We start from the raw sequence: 17,271 nt of genomic DNA on the forward strand, positions 1-17,271 counted from the left end.
ACCATGAGCCGCCAACTTGCCCTTGCCAGCGCTATTGCCCTATTCGCCACTGCCGCCTGCGCCCTGCTGGCGCCGCGCATGATGGCCTCGGATGATCAGGCGATTACGGGTAACAGCTATGTGCTGGCGCCCAAACTGCCGCTGCTGGCACGGCACTAAACACCCCCACAAACCAAATGCCCCGCCACGGAGCTAACCATGGCGGGGCGCTTGTTTCGCCTATCTGGCCGGTGATCAGTCGATGGTGACGGTCACAGCGCGGCGGTTCTTGGCCCATGCTTCTTCGGTGCTGGCCGGATCAACGGGGCGTTCCTTGCCATAGGACACCGTCGACAAGCGCGAGGCGGCCACGCCCAGCGAGACGAGGTAATTCTTGGCAGCGGTGGCGCGGCGTTCGCCCAGCGCAAGGTTATATTCGCGCGTGCCGCGTTCGTCCGCATGGCCTTCGATCGTCGCAGCCTTGGCGGGATACTTCAACAGCCATGCAGCCTGAGCCTTCAGGATGTCCTGATCAGCGGCGTCGATGTTGAACTTGTCCAGATCGAACAGAACGGTGGTGGGCACATTGGCGTTGAAATCCGCCGACGAGCCGGGAACCGGACCAGTGGGAGCAGGCGGCGGCGGCGGCGGAGCGGGCGTTTCCACCGGAGCGGGCGGCGGCGGAGGCAGCACCACCGGAGGCTTCTTCGCGCAAGCAGCCAGCGAAAGGGCCGCAGTGGTGGTGAGCAGCAGCGTGCCCAGAGTACGGGTAGAAGGCATGGAAGGCATTTCGTCTTCTCCTGGTTGCTTGAGGATAAGCTAAATTATCCCCCCCTTAAAATCAAAGCATCAACACATTATTGCCGGATGGGTCCCCATGAAGGATCAGACCCGTCCACAGGCGTGGGCAAGCGCCTTTCATTACGCCCCGTCAGGTCCACTTGCCAGATACTGGTCTTGCCGGAACCCTTTTCGGTGCGGAAGAACTGGATGATGCGGCCATTGGGCGCCCATGTCGGCGCTTCATCCTGCCAGCTATCGGTCAAATGGCGCATCCCGCTACCATCGACATTCATCACGCCAATACGCAAATTGCCCGCAATATGGGTGAAAGCGATCTGGTCGCCACGCGGGCTCCATTCGGGCGTGGCGGCGCGCCCCCCAAAGAAACTGATGCGCCGTTGCTCGGTGCCATCAGCCTTCATCACATAGATCTGCTGGCTGCCGCCCCGGTCGCTCTCAAACACGATCCGGCTGCCATCGGGCGAATAGCTGCCGCCCACATTAATGCCCGGCGTATTGGTCAATTGCTGTGCATGGCCGCCGGTGGAGGGGATGCGATAGATATTGGTGTTGCCCGCCGAGGCCATCGAATAGAGAATCCACTTGCCATCGGGCGACCAGCGTGGGGCAAAGGTGGGATTGCCCGTCTCCGCGATCAGCTTCTGGGTTGCGCTTTCCACGTCATAGACAAAGATGCGCGGGCGGCCGTTGAGATAGGACAAATAGACTATTTTGCGATAATCGGGCGAGAAGCGCGGGGTAAGCGCCATGGCCTGACCCGTCGTGATGAAGCGGTGGTTCGCGCCATCGGAATCCATGATGGCCAGACGCTTCATGCGGAACTGTTTGGGACCGGTTTCGGCAATATAGGCGATGCGGCTGTCAAAGAAGGGGCTTTCCCCCGACAGGCGCGCATAGATCGTATCGGCGCATTTATGCGCGGCGCGGCGCCATTCGGCGGGCGGCAATTGCCATACCGCTTTGGCCAATTGCTGATGCAGGCTGACATCATACAGGAAGCAGCCGATGGTCAGCGTACCATTCTCGCCCACAGAGACGCTGCCATGCACCAACATATCCGCGCCCCGCCCCGCCCAAGTGCCGAAATCGGGCGCGGTGATCTGGATATAGGGCACGGTGGGCAATTTGTCGGGGCCGGTCGGCTTGAACAGGCCGTTGTTTTTCAGATCCCCCGTGATGATCTCCGCCACGGCGCGGCCCAATTGCGCGGTGCTGCCCGCACTGGACTGCGTGGGCAGATCGGCATTGGTGGCAAAGGCGGGGATGGCCACGCCAAGGGACTGCCACGCGCTGTCATCGGACACCGATCCGGTCAGCACTTCAGGCTGGGCAGCAGCGGGCTGGGTTTGGGCCACAGCCTGCCCGCAAAGGGCCAGCGTGGAGGCAGCCAAGGTCAGGGCGAGTTTACGCAAGGTCATTGGGACAGCTTCCGGTTGAATTCAAATTGCACATGTTTCCATGCATCATAGTAATCGGGCGGCAGAGGGAAAGGGGCCGCCAGTTTTACCGCGCGAATGGCATTTTCACGGTGGAGACCGGCCTGCGGGCGGTTGGACGGGGTAACCCCTTCCTGCCGCACCACGGTGATCGGGCCAGCCAGTGTGCCGTCAATATTGAGATCAAAGGCCAGCACGGTCACCAATTGCTCGGTATCCACCCCCTGCGGCACGCGCCAATAGGGCTTTAGCTGACGGCTCATCGCGCCGACCAAAGCGCCCTTGACCTGCGGACCGATGGTGGGCGCGGGTGGAGTCTGGGCCTTGCCGCCAGTGTTAGAGGTAACGCCTTTCAGAAAATCGCTGCCGATGCGGCTGCCACCTTCCGCCTTGGTCTTGGCGGGGGCATTGGCATGCGGGTTGGCCGCCGCGCTCTTGGCAATGATCGCGCCGATGGGGTCCGATTTCGCCGTGACAGGCTTGGCGGGGGCTGGCTGCGGCTTGGGCGGAGCCGGTTGCGGTTTGACGGGTGCCGGCTTGGGTGGCGCAGGCGCGGGTTTAGGCGGCGCGGGCTGCGGCTTGGGCGGTACGGGCTGTGGCGGTACAGGCTGTGGCGGGGCCGGTTGCGGTTTGGGCTGCGGCACCGGCGGGGTCACCGGCTGAGGTGGGGCGGGTTGGGGTGCAGGCTGCGCCTCGCCCAAGGTCGGCGCGCGGTCCAGCGCGGCTTCCTCGCGCGAGGTGGACTCAGCCTTCAGCGCCACTTCATCGACCAGATTAATCTGTATCGGCTTTTGCGTGGGATGCGGCAGCTCGGCAGGCTCCATGGCCAACACATAGGCCAAAGCCACGTGGCCCACCACGGCCAGCCCCAGCCCGATCCCCTCGCCCCGCGTCAAACTTGCCATGGCGATGCTTGCCTCCAGCCCTTACTGTGACGCAGCCACAGCGGCGGCGGCAGGTGCCTCGCCACCACTTGCCACGGTCACCAGCGCGATGGAGGTGATGCCCGCGCGGTTCAATTCGCCCATCAGGCCCACCACGCGGCCATAATCGAGCGCCTTATCCGCACGCAACGTCACCAAGGGGGCGCTGCCATCGCTGCCCTTGGGCAAAGCAGCCAGACGCTCGCTCATTTCGCCCGGTGCCAGTTCGGCATCATCCAGAAACACACGCCCCTCGTGGTCCATGGTGATCGTCACCTGTCGCGGGGTCTGTTCCAACGCCTTGGCGCGGCTGTCGGGCAATTGGATCGGAATGCCCGCCTTCATCAGCGGCGCGGTGACCATGAAGATCACCAGCAGCACCAGCATCACGTCGACCAAAGGCGTGACATTGATTTCCGCCATGGGCGCCCTTGCCCCGCGCCCGCGCCGCCCCTTGGACGAAAATTTATGGATGCCCATTGCCATCGGATCAGAGCCCGTCGAGTTCGCGGCTGAGGCTGGCGTGGAAACGGTCGGCAAAGCGCTGGAGATGCGCTTCAAAACTGTTCACCATATGGCTGTAGCGATTATAGCCGATCACCGCCGGAATGGCCGCAAACAGGCCCACAGCTGTAGCGAACAAGGCTTCTGAAATGCCAGGCGCCACCACGGATAGCGAGGAGCTTTGCTGCTGCCCGATTTGGAAGAAGCTGTTCATGATGCCCCACACCGTGCCGAACAGGCCCACGAAAGGCGCCACCGAGCCCACCGTCGCCAGAAAGTTCAACCGATCGGCCAGTTGCTCGGCCTCGGCGGCCACCACGCTATCCATCACATTGGACAGACGCTGGCGCGCGCCATCGCGGTCAATCTTGCCCGTGGCCGAACGGCGCCATTCGCCCAGAGCAGCCGTGACCACCTTGACCACCGGCAGATCGGCATTCTTGCCATTGCCACGCTCGGCCTGAAACGCTTCGAGATCGCGCGATTTCCAGAAATCCAGTTCATAGCTGGCGCTGGCGCGGCGCAGACCCATCATGCGGAAGCCAAAGGACAGGAGGATGGTCCATACCCAGACGCTAGACAGCAGCAACCCGCCCATCACCACCTTTACCACAATATCGGCATGCAAAAACAGCGCGACAGGATCGAGATGGGAAGGCGCCGCAGCGGCACCGGCGGCAAGCATTGTAATGGCGGTCATGACTGTCCCTGATCAATGGCGGCAGGTTGGGAGGAAGAGTTGAGGAAAGCGGCAAAAGCAGATCGCCAAGGCGCAGGCTGACGACGCGGGCGGCCATCGGGGGCGACAAAACCCACCCGAACCTGCGCCTGCGCCAACAGCACTTGCCCTTTAAGAGCATCGCCTCTGAACGCGCGTTGAACCAGACGGATGGTGGCTGCGCCCAGCTCCTCCATCGCGGTCTCGACCACCACCTCGTCATCCAAACGCGCAGGGCTGGCATAGCGGATGGTCATTTCGGCCACGGCATAGGCGCCCTCACCCGCCTCCACCGCCGCGCGCTGGTCAATACCCAGCAGGCGCAGCATGTCGGAACGGGCGCGTTCAAACCATTTGAGGTAATTGGCGTGATAGACCACCCCCGACAGGTCGGTATCCTCATAAAAGGCGCGCACCGCATAGAGATGCAGCGGTCCATCAAGAATACCGGAGGGAGGCGTGGGGCGATTGTTCATATTGCGGCGGGGTTTAGCCCGCTCTGCTCACAAAGGGCAAGGCGCAAGGGGTGAAAAAAGGGCAAGTTCACCCGCAAACTTGCCCCATTATCGTGATGTGCGAAATTAGCGGCCGATCATGCGACCCAAGGGCTCACCACCGAACAGGTGGACGTGCAGATGCGGCACTTCCTGCCCGCCATCCTGCCCCACATTGGCCAGCAGGCGATAGCCCGGCGCCACCAGCCCCAGATCACGCGCCACATGGCCCACCGCGCGGATAAACCCGGCGATTTCCGTTTCCGATGCCTTGGCTGAAAAATCATCCCAGCTGACATAGGCGCCCTTGGGGATCACCAGCACATGCAGTTTTGCCTGCGGGGCGATGTCATGAAAGGCCAGCGAGAAATCATCCTCATAGACCTTCTTGCAAGGGATTTCCCCGCGCAGGATCTTGGCGAAAATATTGTTCGGATCATAAGGCAGGGTGGGATCGATGGGCATAGAACGCGCTCCTCTGTCAGCCTTGGCCTCTATCAGCCTTTCCGGCTGGCCTTTTCCACAATGCCGCTCACGCCTTCGCGGCGCGCCAGTTCGGCGGCCACATCGGCCAGCGTAACGCCCTTAGCCGCCAGCAGCACCAGCAGATGGAAGATCAGATCGGCGCTTTCGCCAATCAGGCCTTCGCGGTCATCGGCCATGGCGGCAATCACCGCTTCCACCGCTTCCTCGCCCAGCTTTTGCGCGATCTTGGGCACGCCCCGCGCGCTGAGCTTGGCCACATAAGAGGTGGAAGGATCGGCCAGACGCCGCTCGCCAATCACCTGTTCCAGACGCGCCAACATGGCCAGCGGTTCGATTCCTGCCTCGCTCATGCTACCGTCCCCTTCGCCATGCCCCGCGCCGGCAGGCCAGCGGCCCGCAAGGCCGCATGGGCCTCTGCAATTGTATGGTGGCCGAAATGGAAAATACTGGCCGCCAGCACCGCGCTGGCATGGCCCTGCGTAACGCCATCGACCAGATGGTCCAGATTGCCCACCCCGCCGCTGGCGATCACCGGAATGGACACCGCGTCCGCTATCGCCCGCGTCAGCGCCAGATCATAGCCCGCCCGCGTGCCATCACCATCCATGCTGGTAACCAGCAATTCGCCCGCGCCCAGCTTGGTCAGGCGAACAGCGTGCTCCACCGCATCAATGCCGGTGGGCTTGCGCCCGCCATGGGTGAAAATCTCCCAGCGACCTTCTGACACGCGCCGCGCATCGACCGAGGCCACGATGCACTGGCTGCCAAACCTTTCGGCAATATCGCTGACCACTTCAGGGCGGCTGACGGCGGCGGAATTGACCGCCACCTTGTCCGCACCAGCCAGCAACAGCGCGCGGGCATCTTCCGCGCTGCGTACACCGCCACCCACGGTCAGCGGCATGAAGCAGACCTCTGCCGTGCGGCGCACCACATCCAGCAGCGTCCCGCGCCCTTCATGGCTGGCACTGATGTCCAGAAAGCACAATTCATCCGCGCCCGCCGCGTCATAGGCGCGGGCCTGCTCCACCGGATCGCCCGCGTCGATCAGGTCCACAAAGTTCACGCCCTTGACCACGCGACCATCGCGCACATCAAGGCAGGGGATCACGCGGACGCGGACGCTCATCTCGATTATTCCTTTTCCGCCATGGCAATCGCCGCGGCCAGATCCAGCTTGCCTTCAAACAGGGCGCGGCCCGTGATCACGCCTTCAATACCATCAGCAGCATGAACGGCCAGCAGGCGTATATCGTCCAGCCCCTTGACCCCGCCGCTGGCGATCACCGGAATATCCACGCGGCGGGCCAGATCGACGGTCGCCTCGATATTGGCGCCCTTCAACAAGCCATCGCGGCCAATGTCGGTGAACAGCAGCGAGGCAACGCCCGCATCTTCAAACCGGCGGGCCAGATCGACCACCGCCACATCCGACACTTCGGCCCAGCCCTCGGTGGCCACCATGCCATCGCGCGCGTCCACGGCCACCACGATCCCGCCGGGGAATTCGCGCGCCATGTCCTTCACAAATTCGGGGTCCTTCAACGCCGCCGTGCCCATCACCACGCGCGACACGCCAAGGTTGAACCAACCTTCCACCGCCTCGCGGGTGCGGATGCCGCCGCCCAATTGCACATGGCCATCAAAGCTTTTGAGGATACCTTCCACCGCTTCACGGTTTTCCGCACGCCCCGCAAAGGAACCGTCCAGATCGACCACATGCAGATATTGGCTGCCCGCTGCGGCAAAGATCTGGGCCTGCGCCGCCGGATTGTCGCCATAAACGGTGGCGCGGGCCATATCGCCCTCGGCCAGACGCACCACTTGTCCACCCTTGAGGTCGATTGCGGGGAATACGATCATCTTACGGCTTCCATTTCAGAAAACGGGATAGCAACTCCAGCCCATAGGACTGGCTCTTTTCAGGGTGGAATTGCACGCCAAGGATATTGTCACGCCCAACAGCAGCGGTGATACCCCCGCCATGCTCGGTCGTGGCCACCACATGGGCGGCATCATCGGCCACAAATTGATAGGAGTGCAGGAAATAGGCCTCACCGGCCTCGATCAGCGGCGCATGCGGGCTAACCACCACATCGTTCCAGCCCATATGGGGGATCTTGATTGCAGGGTCAGTTGGCTCGATCAGCCGCACCTCGCCGCCGATCCAGTCCAGCCCAGCGGTAATGCCATGCTCCACCCCGCGCGTGGCCAGCAATTGCATCCCCACGCAAATGCCAAGAAAAGGGACGCCGCCTTGCAAAACCCGCTGCTCGATGGCCTCGACCAGACCATCGATAGCGCGCAAGCCTTCAGCGCAGGATTTGAACGAGCCCACACCGGGCAAAACAATGCGCTCCGCCTTGGCCACCACATCGGGATCGGCGGTAATCGCCACATTACCAGCGCCCGCCGCCTTCAGCGCATTGGCCACCGAATGCAGATTACCCGCACCATAATCGATCAGAGCCAGATCAGCCATTTAATGACCCGTCCCCAAGAAGCCCCTTGGTCGAAGGCACCGCCCCGCCCTTGCGCGGGTCCAGTTCTACCGCCGTGCGAAGGGCACGGGCGAGGCCCTTGTAGATGCCTTCGATGATGTGGTGGTTATTCTGGCCATACAGCACTTCGATATGCAGCGTGATACCCGCCGCCTGGGCAAAGGAATGGAACCAGTGTTCAAACAGCTCGGTGTCCATCTCGCCCAGCTTGTGGACAGTAAAACCCGCTTTCCACACCAGCCACGGACGGCCCGAAATATCCAGCGCCACGCGGGCCAAAGCCTCGTCCATCGGCGAATAGACCTGCCCGTAACGGCCAATCCCCGCCTTGTCGCCCAGCGCGGCCGACACGGCCTGACCTATGGCAATGCCGCAGTCTTCCACCGTATGGTGCTGGTCTACGTGCAGGTCGCCCTTGATCCGGACCGTCATGTCGATCAACGAATGGCGCGACAATTGCTCCACCATATGGTCCAGAAAGCCGATGCCGGTGGAGACATCATACTTCCCCGTGCCATCGAGGTTGATTTCGACGAGAATATCGGTCTCGTGAGTCTTGCGGGCGATTTTGGCGGTACGCATGGCTGCCCCCTATACGCCCCAAGGCTTGGCTGGCAAGACGCGACGTGGGTTTGCAGGCAGCTTTGCCGTCCACCATGGCATCAAGCAACCAAACTCCAGCCATTTACCCCCATTCCCCCTTGACCGCGCGCACGCCACACGCCACTTGGAAACCCATGACCGACGATACGCCCGACAGCCTCATCCCCTATGATGAAATCGTACAGGAAGCCCTGCGCGCCGTGGTAGGCCGCGTGCTGGGACAGGTATCCACCATGGGTGGCAGCCTGCCGGGCAACCATCACTTCTACATCACCTTCAAGACGCAGGCGCCTGGCGTGGACATCCCCCAGCATTTGCGCGCCCGTTTTCCCGACGAGATGACCATCGTCCTGCAAAACAAGTTCTGGGATCTGAAAGTGGCCGAGGACCATTTCTCGGTCGGGCTGACCTTTAACCAGATCCCCGCGATTCTGGTGGTGCCTTTTGCCGCCATCACCGCCTTTGTGGATCCGGCGGTCGATTTCGGCCTGCAATTCCAGGCCTCGGTCGAAGATATGGACCCCGAACCGCATGAGGATGCCGAGAATGATTCGGCAGGCGCCTCCATCATCACCGAGGATGGATCGAATGTGGTGACCGTGGATTTCGGACGGAAGAAGTAAGCATGAGCGAAAGCCTGCTCGCCCGCATCATCCGGCAGAATGGCCACAGCCTGATCGAAAAGGCGGTGGACAATCTGACCACTCAGGAAAAAGCGGGCGGACAGCAACGCCTGAGCCTGCCGCGCAAGCTGGCAGGCGCGGCGCTGATGAAAGTGGCGACCAAATCGGTGCCCGGCGCAATTGTAGTGGGCGGGGTCTTGCTGGCCAAGCATCTGCACGACCGGAAACAGGCCAAAACCGCCGCCACGCCGCCCGACGACAGCGAAGCAGGCGCCTGATCCCTCTTGATCCAGCGCTCGGCTTGCGGCATCGCAGGCCATGGCTCCTGATCTACACCACACCGACCACCATCACCCCGACCTGCACCGCCGCGGGTTGATGTTCATCCTGTCCAGCCCGTCCGGCACAGGCAAGACCACCATCGCCAAGCGCCTGCTGGCCGAGGATGATGCCATCAGCCCCTCGATCTCGGCCACAACCCGCCCGCCGCGCCCCGGCGAAGTGGATGGTGTGGACTATTTCTTCGTCAGCCAGAGCGAATTTGACCGCATGGCCGAAAATGACGAATTCTATGAATGGGCCGAGGTTTTCGGCAATTGCTATGGCACGCCCAAGGCCCATATCCGCGCGGGCCTGAAAACCGGCCGCGATTTCCTGTTCGACATTGATTGGCAGGGCACGCAGCAGCTGTACCAAAAGGACGCGCAAGACGTTGTCCGCGTCTTCCTGCTGCCCCCCAGCATCGAGGAATTGCACCGCCGCCTGTCGGGCCGCGGCACCGATGCGCCCGAAGTGGTAGCCGCCCGCATGGACCGCGCCCGCGCCGAAATCAGCCACTGGGACGGCTATGATTATGTGGTGGTGAACGAGGATCTGGACGAATGCTTTGACCAGATCAAACTGATCCTCGCCTCTGAACGCCTGCGCCGCAAGCGCCAGACGGGGCTGATCCCCTTTGTACGCGGGTTGTTACGGACGCGGGTGTAACCCGCCGCCCTTGCCTCTCGCCCTGCCCCCCGCTACACCAAACCATGCTTGATAATTCTGCCCCGCACCCCAGCCCGCACATTCCCCAGATTCCGCTTTCGCTCTTTGCCGGCGCCTTGCTCTATGGCGGGCTTTGCGTGTTGGCCGGGGTGCTGGGCACGAAAATTGCCGATATTGGCACTTGGCCGATGGTGGGCGGCTTGGCGGTGGAGAGCGGGATTTTTGCCTTCCTGCTGCTGGTGGTGCTGGCCAGCGCCACGGCGGAACTGCATGGCACGGCCACGGCGAACAAGCTGGTGCGCTTTGGCTTTGTGCCGTTGATCGTGTCGATGATCCTGCTGATGGTGGTGATCCATCTGGTACCGCCGGCTCCTTTCTGGCCCGATCAGGATAGTTTCGCCCATCTTCTGGGGCAGGGCGCGCGGATGCAATTTGCTGGCCTATGCTCCTATGGCACCTCGCAGACGCTCAATGTCTATGTCTTTTCTAAGCTGGCCGCTGGCGGCGATGGCAAAAAGCTCTGGCTACGCGCATGGCTGGCCAGCCTGCTCAGTCAGGTGGTCGATACGGTGATCTTCATCACCATCAGCTTTTACGGCGTCATCAACGCCTCCACCGGCCAACCCATGCCGATTGGCGAACTTATGACCGGCCAGATCATTGCCAAGCTGCTGCTCTCCACCATCATGGTGCCGCCGCTGATCTATCTCTTCGTGGGCCTTGGCAAATGGCTGGATCAACGCGCCTAACTGGCGTTAATCGGCCATCCCACAAAAAAGCCTTCAAATCCCTTGAAAGCGCAGTAAACGCGCGGGATGTCTGATTCGCAAACCACCCTGCTCGCCAAGGCCGAAACGCTCATCGAGGCGTTGCCTTATCTGAAGCGCTATGAAGGCCGCACCTTTGTGGTGAAATATGGCGGCCATGCCATGGGCGATCCCGCTCTGGCGCAGGATTTTGCCGAGGATATCGTGCTATTGAAGGCCGTGGGCATCAACCCCGTGGTGGTGCATGGCGGCGGGCCCCAGATTGGCCGTATGCTCAAAGCACTGGGGATTGAATCGCAATTCGTGAATGGCCTGCGCGTAACCGACAAGGCCACTGCCGAAGTGGCCGAAATGGTGCTGTCGGGCGCGATCAACAAGGAACTGGTCAGCTGGATCGCCAAGGCAGGCGGCAAGGCCGTGGGCATTTCCGGCAAGGATGGCGCCATGGTCACCGCGCGCAAGGTGGAAGCGCAAAAGCTGGGCAAGGCGATTGAGGACCCCGAAAGCGGCGAATCGCTGGTGGTCGATCTGGGCTATGTGGGCGAGCCGGACCATATTGACACCTCCATTCTGGAAACGCTGTCGGGCGCGGGCCTGATCCCCGTCATCGCCCCCATCGCGGTGGGCCATGATGGCGAGACCTATAATATCAACGCCGACACAATGGCCGGCGCCATTGCCGCCGCGATTGGCGCGGCCCGCCTGTTCCTGCTGACCGATGTGCCGGGCGTGCTGGACAAGGACAAGAACCTGCTGACCGATCTGACCCCTGCCGATATCGAGGCTTTGGCAGAAGACGGTACTATCAGCGGCGGCATGATCCCCAAGCTGGCCACCTGCACCCATGCAGTAGAGGCCGGTTGTGAGGCCGCCGTGGTGCTGGATGGCCGCGTCCCCCATGCGATGTTGCTGGAATTCTTCACCTCGCGCGGGGCTGGCACATTGATCCGCAAGGCATAAGCGCAAAACCGCGCCATTTTGCAGGAATCCTGCAAGGCGCGGTTTTTCCTTCTTGCCAAGTTTGTAAGTAACACTTACAAAACCTCTCCAGCGCTCCGGTTGCGCGCAAGGCCAAGCTCGGCTAGGCCACGCGCGTTGCCATTGGGAGAGGAAGCGCCCGTGATTCAGGAAGTGTTTATCCCGATTCTGCTGCTGTTTGCAGATATCGTGTCCACCACGGTGATTGTGCAGGTCATTCTTGGCCTGTTGATCAGCTTCAATGTTGTGAACCTGCATAACGCGTTTGTCGCGGGTATCTGGCAGGCGCTCAACGCGATCCTGGAGCCTATCTTGAGGCCGATCCGCCGCATCTTGCCCAACACCGGCATGATCGACCTGTCGCCGATGGCTCTGCTGGTGGGCATCCAGATCGCCATCATCCTGTTGAATTACATCGGGAACCATTACGGATGAGCGAGAACAAAGTAATAGATGGCAAGGATTTCGCAGAACGCCTGCGCGGATCCATCGCCACGCTGGCAGCTGAATTCGAGGCCAAGGCCGGACGCAAGGCTGGCCTGGCCGTGGTGCTGGTGGGCGAGGATCCCGCCAGCCAGGTCTATGTGTCCAGCAAGGGCAAGCAGACCGTGGCCTGCGGCATGGCAAGCTTTGAATACAAGCTGCCTGCCGATGCCGATGAAGCCACGCTGCTGGGCATGATCGAGCAGTTGAACGCCGATCCGGCGGTCGATGGCATTCTGGTACAATTGCCTTTGCCCCGCCATCTGGACGAGCAGAAGGTGATCGCCACCATCAGCCCTGACAAGGATGTCGACGGCTTCCATGTCACCAATGCTGGCCGTCTGGCCGTGGGTCAGGCCGGTTATGTGCCCTGCACACCGCTTGGTTGCCTGATGCTGCTGAAGGACCGTCTGGGCGATCTGTCGGGCATGAATGCCGTGGTGATTGGCCGTAGCAACATCGTGGGCAAGCCGATGGCGCAATTGCTGCTGGCCGAAAGCTGCACCGTGACCGTGGCACACAGCCGCACCAAGGACCTGCCCGAAGTTGTGCGTCGCGCCGACATTGTGGTGGCCGCGGTGGGTCGCCCCGAAATGGTGAAGGCCGACTGGATCAAGCCCGGTGCGACCGTGATCGACGTGGGCATCAACCGCCTGCCCCCCGCCGAGGGCAAGACCAAGGGCCGCATCGTGGGCGATGTGGATTATCAAGGCGCCGTTCAGGTGGCCGGTGCCATTACGCCGGTGCCGGGCGGTGTCGGGCCGATGACCATTGCCGTGCTGCTGCGCAATGCGCTGGTGGCGGCCTATGATCATATTGGCGCCCCGCTGGCCGCCGAACGCCTGCCGGAGAACACGATCGCATGAGCCTTACATCAGCCCCCCTGCGCCCCATCGGGGGGCTGATCGCTCTTGCCCTGCTGGCTATGCCCCTTGGCGCACAGGCCCAGCGCCTGCCCAAGGGCATGGCCACGATGTTTGCCCTGCCCAGCGATATTATCGCACAGGAGCTAGCCTTTGCCCGCCTTGCCCGCGACAAGGGCGAGGCCAAGGCTTTCAAGGAATATGCGCTGGAACAGGCCGCGCTGCTGCGCGACGGGGAAGCCATGCCCCTGCCCAAGCGTGACAATGGCCTGCCGTTGCAAGGCGAAACGCAGAATGTGTGGATGAGCTGCGATGGCAGCAGCGCCGCCACCTTTGGCCGCTGGACTAAAGGGGCCAAGCAAGGCTGGTATAGCGCCATCTGGCAGCGGCAGAAAAAGGGCGCTTATCGCCTCGTGCTGCAAAGCGCCACCACCACGCCGACGGCGCTGCCCAAGCCTGAATGGCTGGAGGCCAAGGTCGCCGAATGCCCCGCCCGCCGCGAGGCCCTGCCCAACAAGGAACAGGTGGAGCCGGTAACCCATCCCCTGTTTGGCGAAACCGCCGACCATTCGCTCAGCTGGAGCGTGAATGAGGCCAGGGAACTGGTGATCGGTCTGCGGATCGAGGGCAAGCTGACCGAAGTTTTGCGGCGCCCGCTCAAGCCTTGATCCCCTTTCCAGCCCGCCTGCAAGCGGCTAGGCTCGCTGCATGCTAGATCTGTTCATCTCCACCTTCGCCACGCTTTTCGTGGTGATCGACCCCTTGGGTTGCGCCCCCATCTATGCGGGCCTGACCAGCAATTACACGCCCAAGGCCGCGCAAACCTCCGCCCTGCGCGCCTGTTTTATCGCCAGCATCATTCTGCTGATCTTTGCCCTGTTCGGCTCAGCGCTGCTCAAGGCTTTGGGCATCGAACTCAACGCTTTCCGCATTGCAGGCGGCATCATGCTTTTCGTCATCGCTCTGGAAATGGTGTTTGAAAAGCGCACCGAAAAGCGGGAGGAACGCGCCGAAAAGGTGAAGCACACGCCCGAACCGCATGAAGACATCAGCGTGTTCCCCATGGCCATGCCGATGATCGCGGGGCCCGGCTCGATTGCCACGGTCATGCTGATGATGAGCCACACCAGCGACACCAGCGGCATGGCCATGGTGCTGGCCGCGCTGGCGGCGGTGCTGGTGTTGACGGCGGGCGCGCTGGTGGCCGCGGGCCCCTTGATGCGCCTGTTGGGGCAAAAGGTAGAGGCGGTTATCACCCGCGTGCTGGGCGTTTTGCTGGGGGCGCTGGCGGTGCAATATGTGATCGACGGGGTGCTGGGGGTGCTACATCCCTAAACCAGCATCCCCGCCAAACGCTCGCGGATAATTGCCTCCGCCTCGCCCACCATACGGGCCAACAAAGCCGCGCAAGTGGGTATGTCATGGATCAGCCCCATGACCTGCCCCGCGCTGACCACGCCATGCTGCGGGTCGCCGCTGGCCAGCCCTTCGCGGCCACGCGCGCCTTTGACCAAGGCGGCTACCGCCTCGAAAGGCTCGCCACGCGCTTCGGCCTGCCGCACTGCCTGCGACACCGCATTGCGCGCCACCCGCGCGGTGTTGCGATAGGAGCGCAGGATCAGGTCGGTCTGCCGCTCGTCCTGCTCCACCAGAAAGCGTTTGATGCCGTCATGGATCGGCGCTTCCACCGTGGCGCAGAATCGGGTGCCCATATTCACCGCCCCCGCGCCCAAGGCCAAGGCCGCAGCCAGCCCGCGCCCGTCGCCAATGCCGCCGCTGGCAATCACCGGAATATCCAGCGCATCCACCGCCGCCGGGATCAGCACCAGCCCGGGCACATCCTCCTCGCCCGGATGGCCTGCGCATTCAAACCCGTCAATGCTCACCGCATCCACTCCCATGCGCTGGGCTGACAAGGCATGGCGGACGGCGGTGCATTTATGGATGACGATCAGGCCATGCGCCTTGAAATCGGCCACATGTTCGGCCGGATTATGCCCCGCCGTTTCCACAATCCGCACGCCCTGATCGACAATCACCCGCCGATAGTCCGCATAGGGCGGAGGATTGAGCGAGGGCAGCAGCGTAAGATTGACCGCAAAGGGGCGCGAGGTAAGCTGACGGCAGCGGGTGATCGCCTCGGCCAGCGCTTGCGGGGTGGGATAGGTGAGCGCGGTGATCGTGCCCAGCCCTCCCGCCTCCGACACCGCTGCCGCCAGCTCCGCCGTGCCCACCCACATCATGCCGCCTTGCACGATGGGGTGGGTGATGCCCAAAAGCCTTGTGACCGGTGTGGACAGCGCCATGGTCAGAAGGCCGCTTCGTCCAGCGCCATCATCGAGCCCTTGCCCGCCTTGATCGCCAGATAGAGCGAGGCGGTTTGCGGCAGGATGCGATCAAAGAAGAAAGTCGCGGTCTGGATCTTGGCGGTATAGAACTCCTTCTCGTCGCTGCCCTCGGCCAAGGCTTTGGCGGCGATCCCTGCGCTCTTGGCCAGACAATAGCCCATAGCCACCAGCCCCATCAGGCGCAGATAGTCGGTGGCTGCCGCACCCGCTTCCTCTGGATCCTTCAAGCCCCGCTGCGCCACCAGAGCGCTGGCGCCCTGCAAGGCTTCAAAGGCGCGGCCCAGCCCTTTGACCATCGGCGCGATCGGCCCTTCGGCATGGCCCTCGATAAAGGCAGACACCGGATGGAAGAAGCTGCGCAGCAACCGCCCCATATGCGCGCCCATCTTGCGCCCCACCAGATCCAGCGCCTGAATGCCATTGGTGCCTTCATAGATCATGGCGATACGCGCATCGCGCATATATTGCTCCACCCCGCTTTCGCGGATGAAGCCATGGCCGCCATAGGTCTGCACGGCCAGACTGGCGCTTTCCAGCCCCAGATCGGTGAACAGAGCCTTCACCACCGGCGTCATCAGCGCGACGAAATCCTCCGCCCGCTGGCGCGTCTCGGCGTCTGGCCCGTGCTTTTCGGCATCCAGCGCGCGCGCCACCCAGCCCGACAGCGCGCGGCAGCCTTCATTATAGGCGCGCATCGTCATCAACATGCGGCGCACATCGGGATGGACGATGATCGGATCGGCGCTCTTTTCCGGTGCCTTCGCGCCCGACAGGCTGCGCCCCTGCGTGCGTTCGCGGGCATACCAGACGGCGGATTGATAGGCCGCCTCGCCAATGCCCAGCCCCTGAATGCCCACGCCGACACGCTCGGCATTCATCATGGTGAACATGGCTTCCAGCCCCCGATGGGGTTGTCCCACCAGCCAGCCAATCGAATCCTCGAATTGCATCTGGCAGGTGGCGCTGGCCTTGATACCCATCTTGTGTTCGATGGCGGTGCAGGTCACGCCGTTACGCGCGCCCGGCTCTCCGGCGGCATCGGGCAGGAATTTGGGCACAAGGAACAGGCTGATCCCCTTCACCCCCTTGGGCGCGTCGGGCAGGCGGGCCAGCACCAGATGGATGATATTGCTGGTCAGATCCTGTTCGCCGGCCGAGATGAAGATCTTCGCGCCGCTGACCTTATAACTGCCATCGCCCACCGGATCGGCCTTGGTACGCAACAGACCAAGGTCCGTGCCGCAATGCGCCTCGGTCAAACACATCGTGCCCGACCATTCCCCGCTGACCATTTTGGGCAGATAGGCCGCTTTCAGCTCGTCGCTGGCATAGGCGGTCAAGGCGCAGATCGCGCCATTGGTCAGGCCGGGATAAAGGCTGAAAGAGACATTGGTGGCGCAGATCATCTCCTCCACCATCTTGCCCAAACTTTCGGGCAGGCCCTGACCGCCCCATTCGGGCGGCGTGACCAGCGCATTCCAGCCCGATTGGGTGAACTGGTCATAGGCCGCCTTGAAACCTTCAGGCGTGCGGACGCTCGTCGTGCCATCGGCATGGCGTTCCCAATGGCAGCCTTCCTCGTCGCCGCTGCGGTTCAAAGGCAGCAGCACATCCTCGCAAAGCTTGGCCGCCTCTTCCAGCACGGCATCGATCAGGTCCGGCGTGAATTCCTCATGGGCAGGCAAAGGGCCGAAACCGTCATCACCATGCAGCTCGTTGAGCACAAAGCGCATGTCGCGCAATGGTGCCTTGTAAATTTGCATCCTCGCTCTCC

24 protein-coding genes are annotated in these 17,271 nt (G+C 62.4%); 10 read left to right on the forward strand and 14 right to left on the reverse strand.

Annotated features, from left to right (window positions below; all coding sequences use genetic code 11):
• Positions 1–3 precede the first annotated feature (3 nt).
• A complete protein-coding gene (locus tag EOE18_RS18400; protein WP_164852621.1) occupies positions 4–159 on the forward strand; it encodes a hypothetical protein in 156 nt (51 codons plus the stop codon).
• A 75-nt stretch (positions 160–234) separates the two neighbouring features.
• On the opposite strand, the gene pal is transcribed toward EOE18_RS18400, so the two are convergent.
• The 12 genes from pal to hisB form a co-directional block, all read right to left on the reverse strand.
• Positions 235–768 (reverse strand): peptidoglycan-associated lipoprotein Pal, encoded by a 534-nt coding sequence (gene pal, locus EOE18_RS00935; RefSeq protein WP_425464273.1) that lies wholly within the window; start codon positions 766–768, stop codon positions 235–237.
• Positions 769–836: 68 nt separating this feature from the next.
• Complete coding sequence (tolB, locus tag EOE18_RS00940) at positions 837–2,201, reverse strand: Tol-Pal system beta propeller repeat protein TolB (protein WP_127705271.1); 1,365 nt, start codon at positions 2,199–2,201, stop codon at positions 837–839.
• Positions 2,198–3,124 (reverse strand): energy transducer TonB, encoded by a 927-nt coding sequence (locus EOE18_RS00945; RefSeq protein WP_127705272.1) that lies wholly within the window; start codon positions 3,122–3,124, stop codon positions 2,198–2,200. Before EOE18_RS00945 ends, tolB begins: the two co-directional genes overlap by 4 nt.
• A 21-nt stretch (positions 3,125–3,145) precedes the next feature.
• Positions 3,146–3,628, reverse strand: a complete 483-nt coding sequence (locus tag EOE18_RS00950) for a biopolymer transporter ExbD (protein WP_127705274.1) — start codon at positions 3,626–3,628, stop codon at positions 3,146–3,148.
• Positions 3,629–3,632: 4 nt separating this feature from the next.
• A complete protein-coding gene (tolQ, locus tag EOE18_RS00955; RefSeq protein WP_127705276.1) occupies positions 3,633–4,346 on the reverse strand; it encodes a protein TolQ in 714 nt (237 codons plus the stop codon).
• Entirely contained in the window at positions 4,343–4,840 is a 498-nt protein-coding gene (locus tag EOE18_RS00960) for a YbgC/FadM family acyl-CoA thioesterase (RefSeq protein ID WP_127705278.1), read from the reverse strand. Before EOE18_RS00960 ends, tolQ begins: the two co-directional genes overlap by 4 nt.
• Before the next feature lie 105 nt (positions 4,841–4,945).
• On the reverse strand, positions 4,946–5,323 hold the full coding sequence (locus EOE18_RS00965; RefSeq protein WP_127705279.1) for a histidine triad nucleotide-binding protein: 378 nt from the start codon (positions 5,321–5,323) through the stop codon (positions 4,946–4,948).
• A 32-nt stretch (positions 5,324–5,355) separates the two neighbouring features.
• A complete protein-coding gene (locus EOE18_RS00970; RefSeq protein ID WP_164852622.1) occupies positions 5,356–5,694 on the reverse strand; it encodes a phosphoribosyl-ATP diphosphatase in 339 nt (112 codons plus the stop codon).
• Positions 5,691–6,473 (reverse strand): imidazole glycerol phosphate synthase subunit HisF, encoded by a 783-nt coding sequence (gene hisF / locus EOE18_RS00975; RefSeq protein ID WP_127705281.1) that lies wholly within the window; start codon positions 6,471–6,473, stop codon positions 5,691–5,693. The genes EOE18_RS00970 and hisF overlap by 4 nt, the downstream gene beginning before the upstream one ends.
• Before the next feature lie 5 nt (positions 6,474–6,478).
• Positions 6,479–7,207, reverse strand: a complete 729-nt coding sequence (hisA, locus tag EOE18_RS00980; protein ID WP_127705282.1) for a 1-(5-phosphoribosyl)-5-[(5-phosphoribosylamino)methylideneamino]imidazole-4-carboxamide isomerase — start codon at positions 7,205–7,207, stop codon at positions 6,479–6,481.
• A gap of 1 nt (position 7,208) precedes the next feature.
• On the reverse strand, positions 7,209–7,826 hold the full coding sequence (gene hisH, locus EOE18_RS00985; protein ID WP_127705284.1) for an imidazole glycerol phosphate synthase subunit HisH: 618 nt from the start codon (positions 7,824–7,826) through the stop codon (positions 7,209–7,211).
• Positions 7,819–8,427 (reverse strand): imidazoleglycerol-phosphate dehydratase HisB, encoded by a 609-nt coding sequence (gene hisB, locus EOE18_RS00990; protein WP_127705286.1) that lies wholly within the window; start codon positions 8,425–8,427, stop codon positions 7,819–7,821. Before hisB ends, hisH begins: the two co-directional genes overlap by 8 nt.
• A gap of 155 nt (positions 8,428–8,582) precedes the next feature.
• On the opposite strand from hisB, the gene EOE18_RS00995 reads away from it, so the two are divergent.
• The 9 genes from EOE18_RS00995 to EOE18_RS01035 all read left to right on the forward strand — a co-directional run bounded on the left by EOE18_RS00995 (position 8,583) and on the right by EOE18_RS01035 (position 14,484).
• Entirely contained in the window at positions 8,583–9,071 is a 489-nt protein-coding gene (locus EOE18_RS00995) for an SspB family protein (RefSeq protein WP_127705288.1), read from the forward strand.
• A gap of 2 nt (positions 9,072–9,073) precedes the next feature.
• Positions 9,074–9,349, forward strand: a complete 276-nt coding sequence (locus tag EOE18_RS01000) for a hypothetical protein (protein WP_127705289.1) — start codon at positions 9,074–9,076, stop codon at positions 9,347–9,349.
• A 40-nt stretch (positions 9,350–9,389) separates the two neighbouring features.
• Positions 9,390–10,058, forward strand: coding sequence for a guanylate kinase (gmk, locus tag EOE18_RS01005; protein ID WP_127705291.1), 669 nt, complete (start codon positions 9,390–9,392; stop codon positions 10,056–10,058).
• A gap of 44 nt (positions 10,059–10,102) precedes the next feature.
• Positions 10,103–10,807: a queuosine precursor transporter gene (locus EOE18_RS01010; RefSeq protein ID WP_127705292.1), complete on the forward strand. Its 705-nt coding sequence runs from the start codon at positions 10,103–10,105 to the stop codon at positions 10,805–10,807.
• A gap of 66 nt (positions 10,808–10,873) precedes the next feature.
• The gene (argB, locus tag EOE18_RS01015; RefSeq protein ID WP_127705294.1) at positions 10,874–11,785 is read left to right on the forward strand and encodes an acetylglutamate kinase; all 912 of its coding nucleotides are present in this window, start codon (positions 10,874–10,876) and stop codon (positions 11,783–11,785) included.
• Between the two features lie 159 nt (positions 11,786–11,944).
• Positions 11,945–12,238 carry a YggT family protein gene (locus EOE18_RS01020; RefSeq protein ID WP_127705295.1) on the forward strand — a complete coding sequence of 98 codons (294 nt, stop codon included), beginning with the start codon at positions 11,945–11,947 and terminating at the stop codon, positions 12,236–12,238.
• Positions 12,235–13,152, forward strand: coding sequence for a bifunctional methylenetetrahydrofolate dehydrogenase/methenyltetrahydrofolate cyclohydrolase FolD (gene folD / locus EOE18_RS01025; RefSeq protein ID WP_127705297.1), 918 nt, complete (start codon positions 12,235–12,237; stop codon positions 13,150–13,152). Before EOE18_RS01020 ends, folD begins: the two co-directional genes overlap by 4 nt.
• Positions 13,149–13,817: a hypothetical protein gene (locus EOE18_RS01030; protein WP_127705299.1), complete on the forward strand. Its 669-nt coding sequence runs from the start codon at positions 13,149–13,151 to the stop codon at positions 13,815–13,817. The genes folD and EOE18_RS01030 overlap by 4 nt, the downstream gene beginning before the upstream one ends.
• 40 nt (positions 13,818–13,857) lie before the next feature.
• Positions 13,858–14,484 carry a MarC family protein gene (locus EOE18_RS01035; protein ID WP_127705301.1) on the forward strand — a complete coding sequence of 209 codons (627 nt, stop codon included), beginning with the start codon at positions 13,858–13,860 and terminating at the stop codon, positions 14,482–14,484.
• Here EOE18_RS01035 and EOE18_RS01040 read toward each other — a convergent pair.
• Complete coding sequence (locus EOE18_RS01040; RefSeq protein ID WP_127705303.1) at positions 14,481–15,455, reverse strand: NAD(P)H-dependent flavin oxidoreductase; 975 nt, start codon at positions 15,453–15,455, stop codon at positions 14,481–14,483. The genes EOE18_RS01035 and EOE18_RS01040 overlap by 4 nt on opposite strands.
• A 2-nt stretch (positions 15,456–15,457) precedes the next feature.
• Positions 15,458–17,260 carry an acyl-CoA dehydrogenase C-terminal domain-containing protein gene (locus EOE18_RS01045; protein ID WP_127705305.1) on the reverse strand — a complete coding sequence of 601 codons (1,803 nt, stop codon included), beginning with the start codon at positions 17,258–17,260 and terminating at the stop codon, positions 15,458–15,460.
• Positions 17,261–17,271: the final 11 nt, after the last annotated feature.

The sequence above is a fragment of the Novosphingobium umbonatum genome (assembly GCF_004005905.1).
Classification (GTDB): Bacteria; Pseudomonadota; Alphaproteobacteria; order Sphingomonadales; family Sphingomonadaceae; genus Novosphingobium; species Novosphingobium umbonatum.

What these genes read in the sequence shown, in the direction of transcription:
- EOE18_RS18400 (WP_164852621.1), top strand. Translation starts at nt 4, where the DNA reads ATGAGCCGCCAACTTGCCCTTGCCAGCGCTATTGCCCTATTCGCCACT.
- pal (WP_425464273.1), bottom strand. Translation starts at nt 768, where the DNA reads ATGCCTTCCATGCCTTCTACCCGTACTCTGGGCACGCTGCTGCTCACC.
- tolB (WP_127705271.1), bottom strand. Translation starts at nt 2,201, where the DNA reads ATGACCTTGCGTAAACTCGCCCTGACCTTGGCTGCCTCCACGCTGGCC.
- EOE18_RS00945 (WP_127705272.1), bottom strand. Translation starts at nt 3,124, where the DNA reads ATGGCAAGTTTGACGCGGGGCGAGGGGATCGGGCTGGGGCTGGCCGTG.
- EOE18_RS00950 (WP_127705274.1), bottom strand. Translation starts at nt 3,628, where the DNA reads ATGGCAATGGGCATCCATAAATTTTCGTCCAAGGGGCGGCGCGGGCGC.
- tolQ (WP_127705276.1), bottom strand. Translation starts at nt 4,346, where the DNA reads ATGACCGCCATTACAATGCTTGCCGCCGGTGCCGCTGCGGCGCCTTCC.
- EOE18_RS00960 (WP_127705278.1), bottom strand. Translation starts at nt 4,840, where the DNA reads ATGAACAATCGCCCCACGCCTCCCTCCGGTATTCTTGATGGACCGCTG.
- EOE18_RS00965 (WP_127705279.1), bottom strand. Translation starts at nt 5,323, where the DNA reads ATGCCCATCGATCCCACCCTGCCTTATGATCCGAACAATATTTTCGCC.
- EOE18_RS00970 (WP_164852622.1), bottom strand. Translation starts at nt 5,694, where the DNA reads ATGAGCGAGGCAGGAATCGAACCGCTGGCCATGTTGGCGCGTCTGGAA.
- hisF (WP_127705281.1), bottom strand. Translation starts at nt 6,473, where the DNA reads ATGAGCGTCCGCGTCCGCGTGATCCCCTGCCTTGATGTGCGCGATGGT.
- hisA (WP_127705282.1), bottom strand. Translation starts at nt 7,207, where the DNA reads ATGATCGTATTCCCCGCAATCGACCTCAAGGGTGGACAAGTGGTGCGT.
- hisH (WP_127705284.1), bottom strand. Translation starts at nt 7,826, where the DNA reads ATGGCTGATCTGGCTCTGATCGATTATGGTGCGGGTAATCTGCATTCG.
- hisB (WP_127705286.1), bottom strand. Translation starts at nt 8,427, where the DNA reads ATGCGTACCGCCAAAATCGCCCGCAAGACTCACGAGACCGATATTCTC.
- EOE18_RS00995 (WP_127705288.1), top strand. Translation starts at nt 8,583, where the DNA reads ATGACCGACGATACGCCCGACAGCCTCATCCCCTATGATGAAATCGTA.
- EOE18_RS01000 (WP_127705289.1), top strand. Translation starts at nt 9,074, where the DNA reads ATGAGCGAAAGCCTGCTCGCCCGCATCATCCGGCAGAATGGCCACAGC.
- gmk (WP_127705291.1), top strand. Translation starts at nt 9,390, where the DNA reads ATGGCTCCTGATCTACACCACACCGACCACCATCACCCCGACCTGCAC.
- EOE18_RS01010 (WP_127705292.1), top strand. Translation starts at nt 10,103, where the DNA reads ATGCTTGATAATTCTGCCCCGCACCCCAGCCCGCACATTCCCCAGATT.
- argB (WP_127705294.1), top strand. Translation starts at nt 10,874, where the DNA reads ATGTCTGATTCGCAAACCACCCTGCTCGCCAAGGCCGAAACGCTCATC.
- folD (WP_127705297.1), top strand. Translation starts at nt 12,235, where the DNA reads ATGAGCGAGAACAAAGTAATAGATGGCAAGGATTTCGCAGAACGCCTG.
- EOE18_RS01030 (WP_127705299.1), top strand. Translation starts at nt 13,149, where the DNA reads ATGAGCCTTACATCAGCCCCCCTGCGCCCCATCGGGGGGCTGATCGCT.
- EOE18_RS01035 (WP_127705301.1), top strand. Translation starts at nt 13,858, where the DNA reads ATGCTAGATCTGTTCATCTCCACCTTCGCCACGCTTTTCGTGGTGATC.
- EOE18_RS01040 (WP_127705303.1), bottom strand. Translation starts at nt 15,455, where the DNA reads ATGGCGCTGTCCACACCGGTCACAAGGCTTTTGGGCATCACCCACCCC.
- EOE18_RS01045 (WP_127705305.1), bottom strand. Translation starts at nt 17,260, where the DNA reads ATGCAAATTTACAAGGCACCATTGCGCGACATGCGCTTTGTGCTCAAC.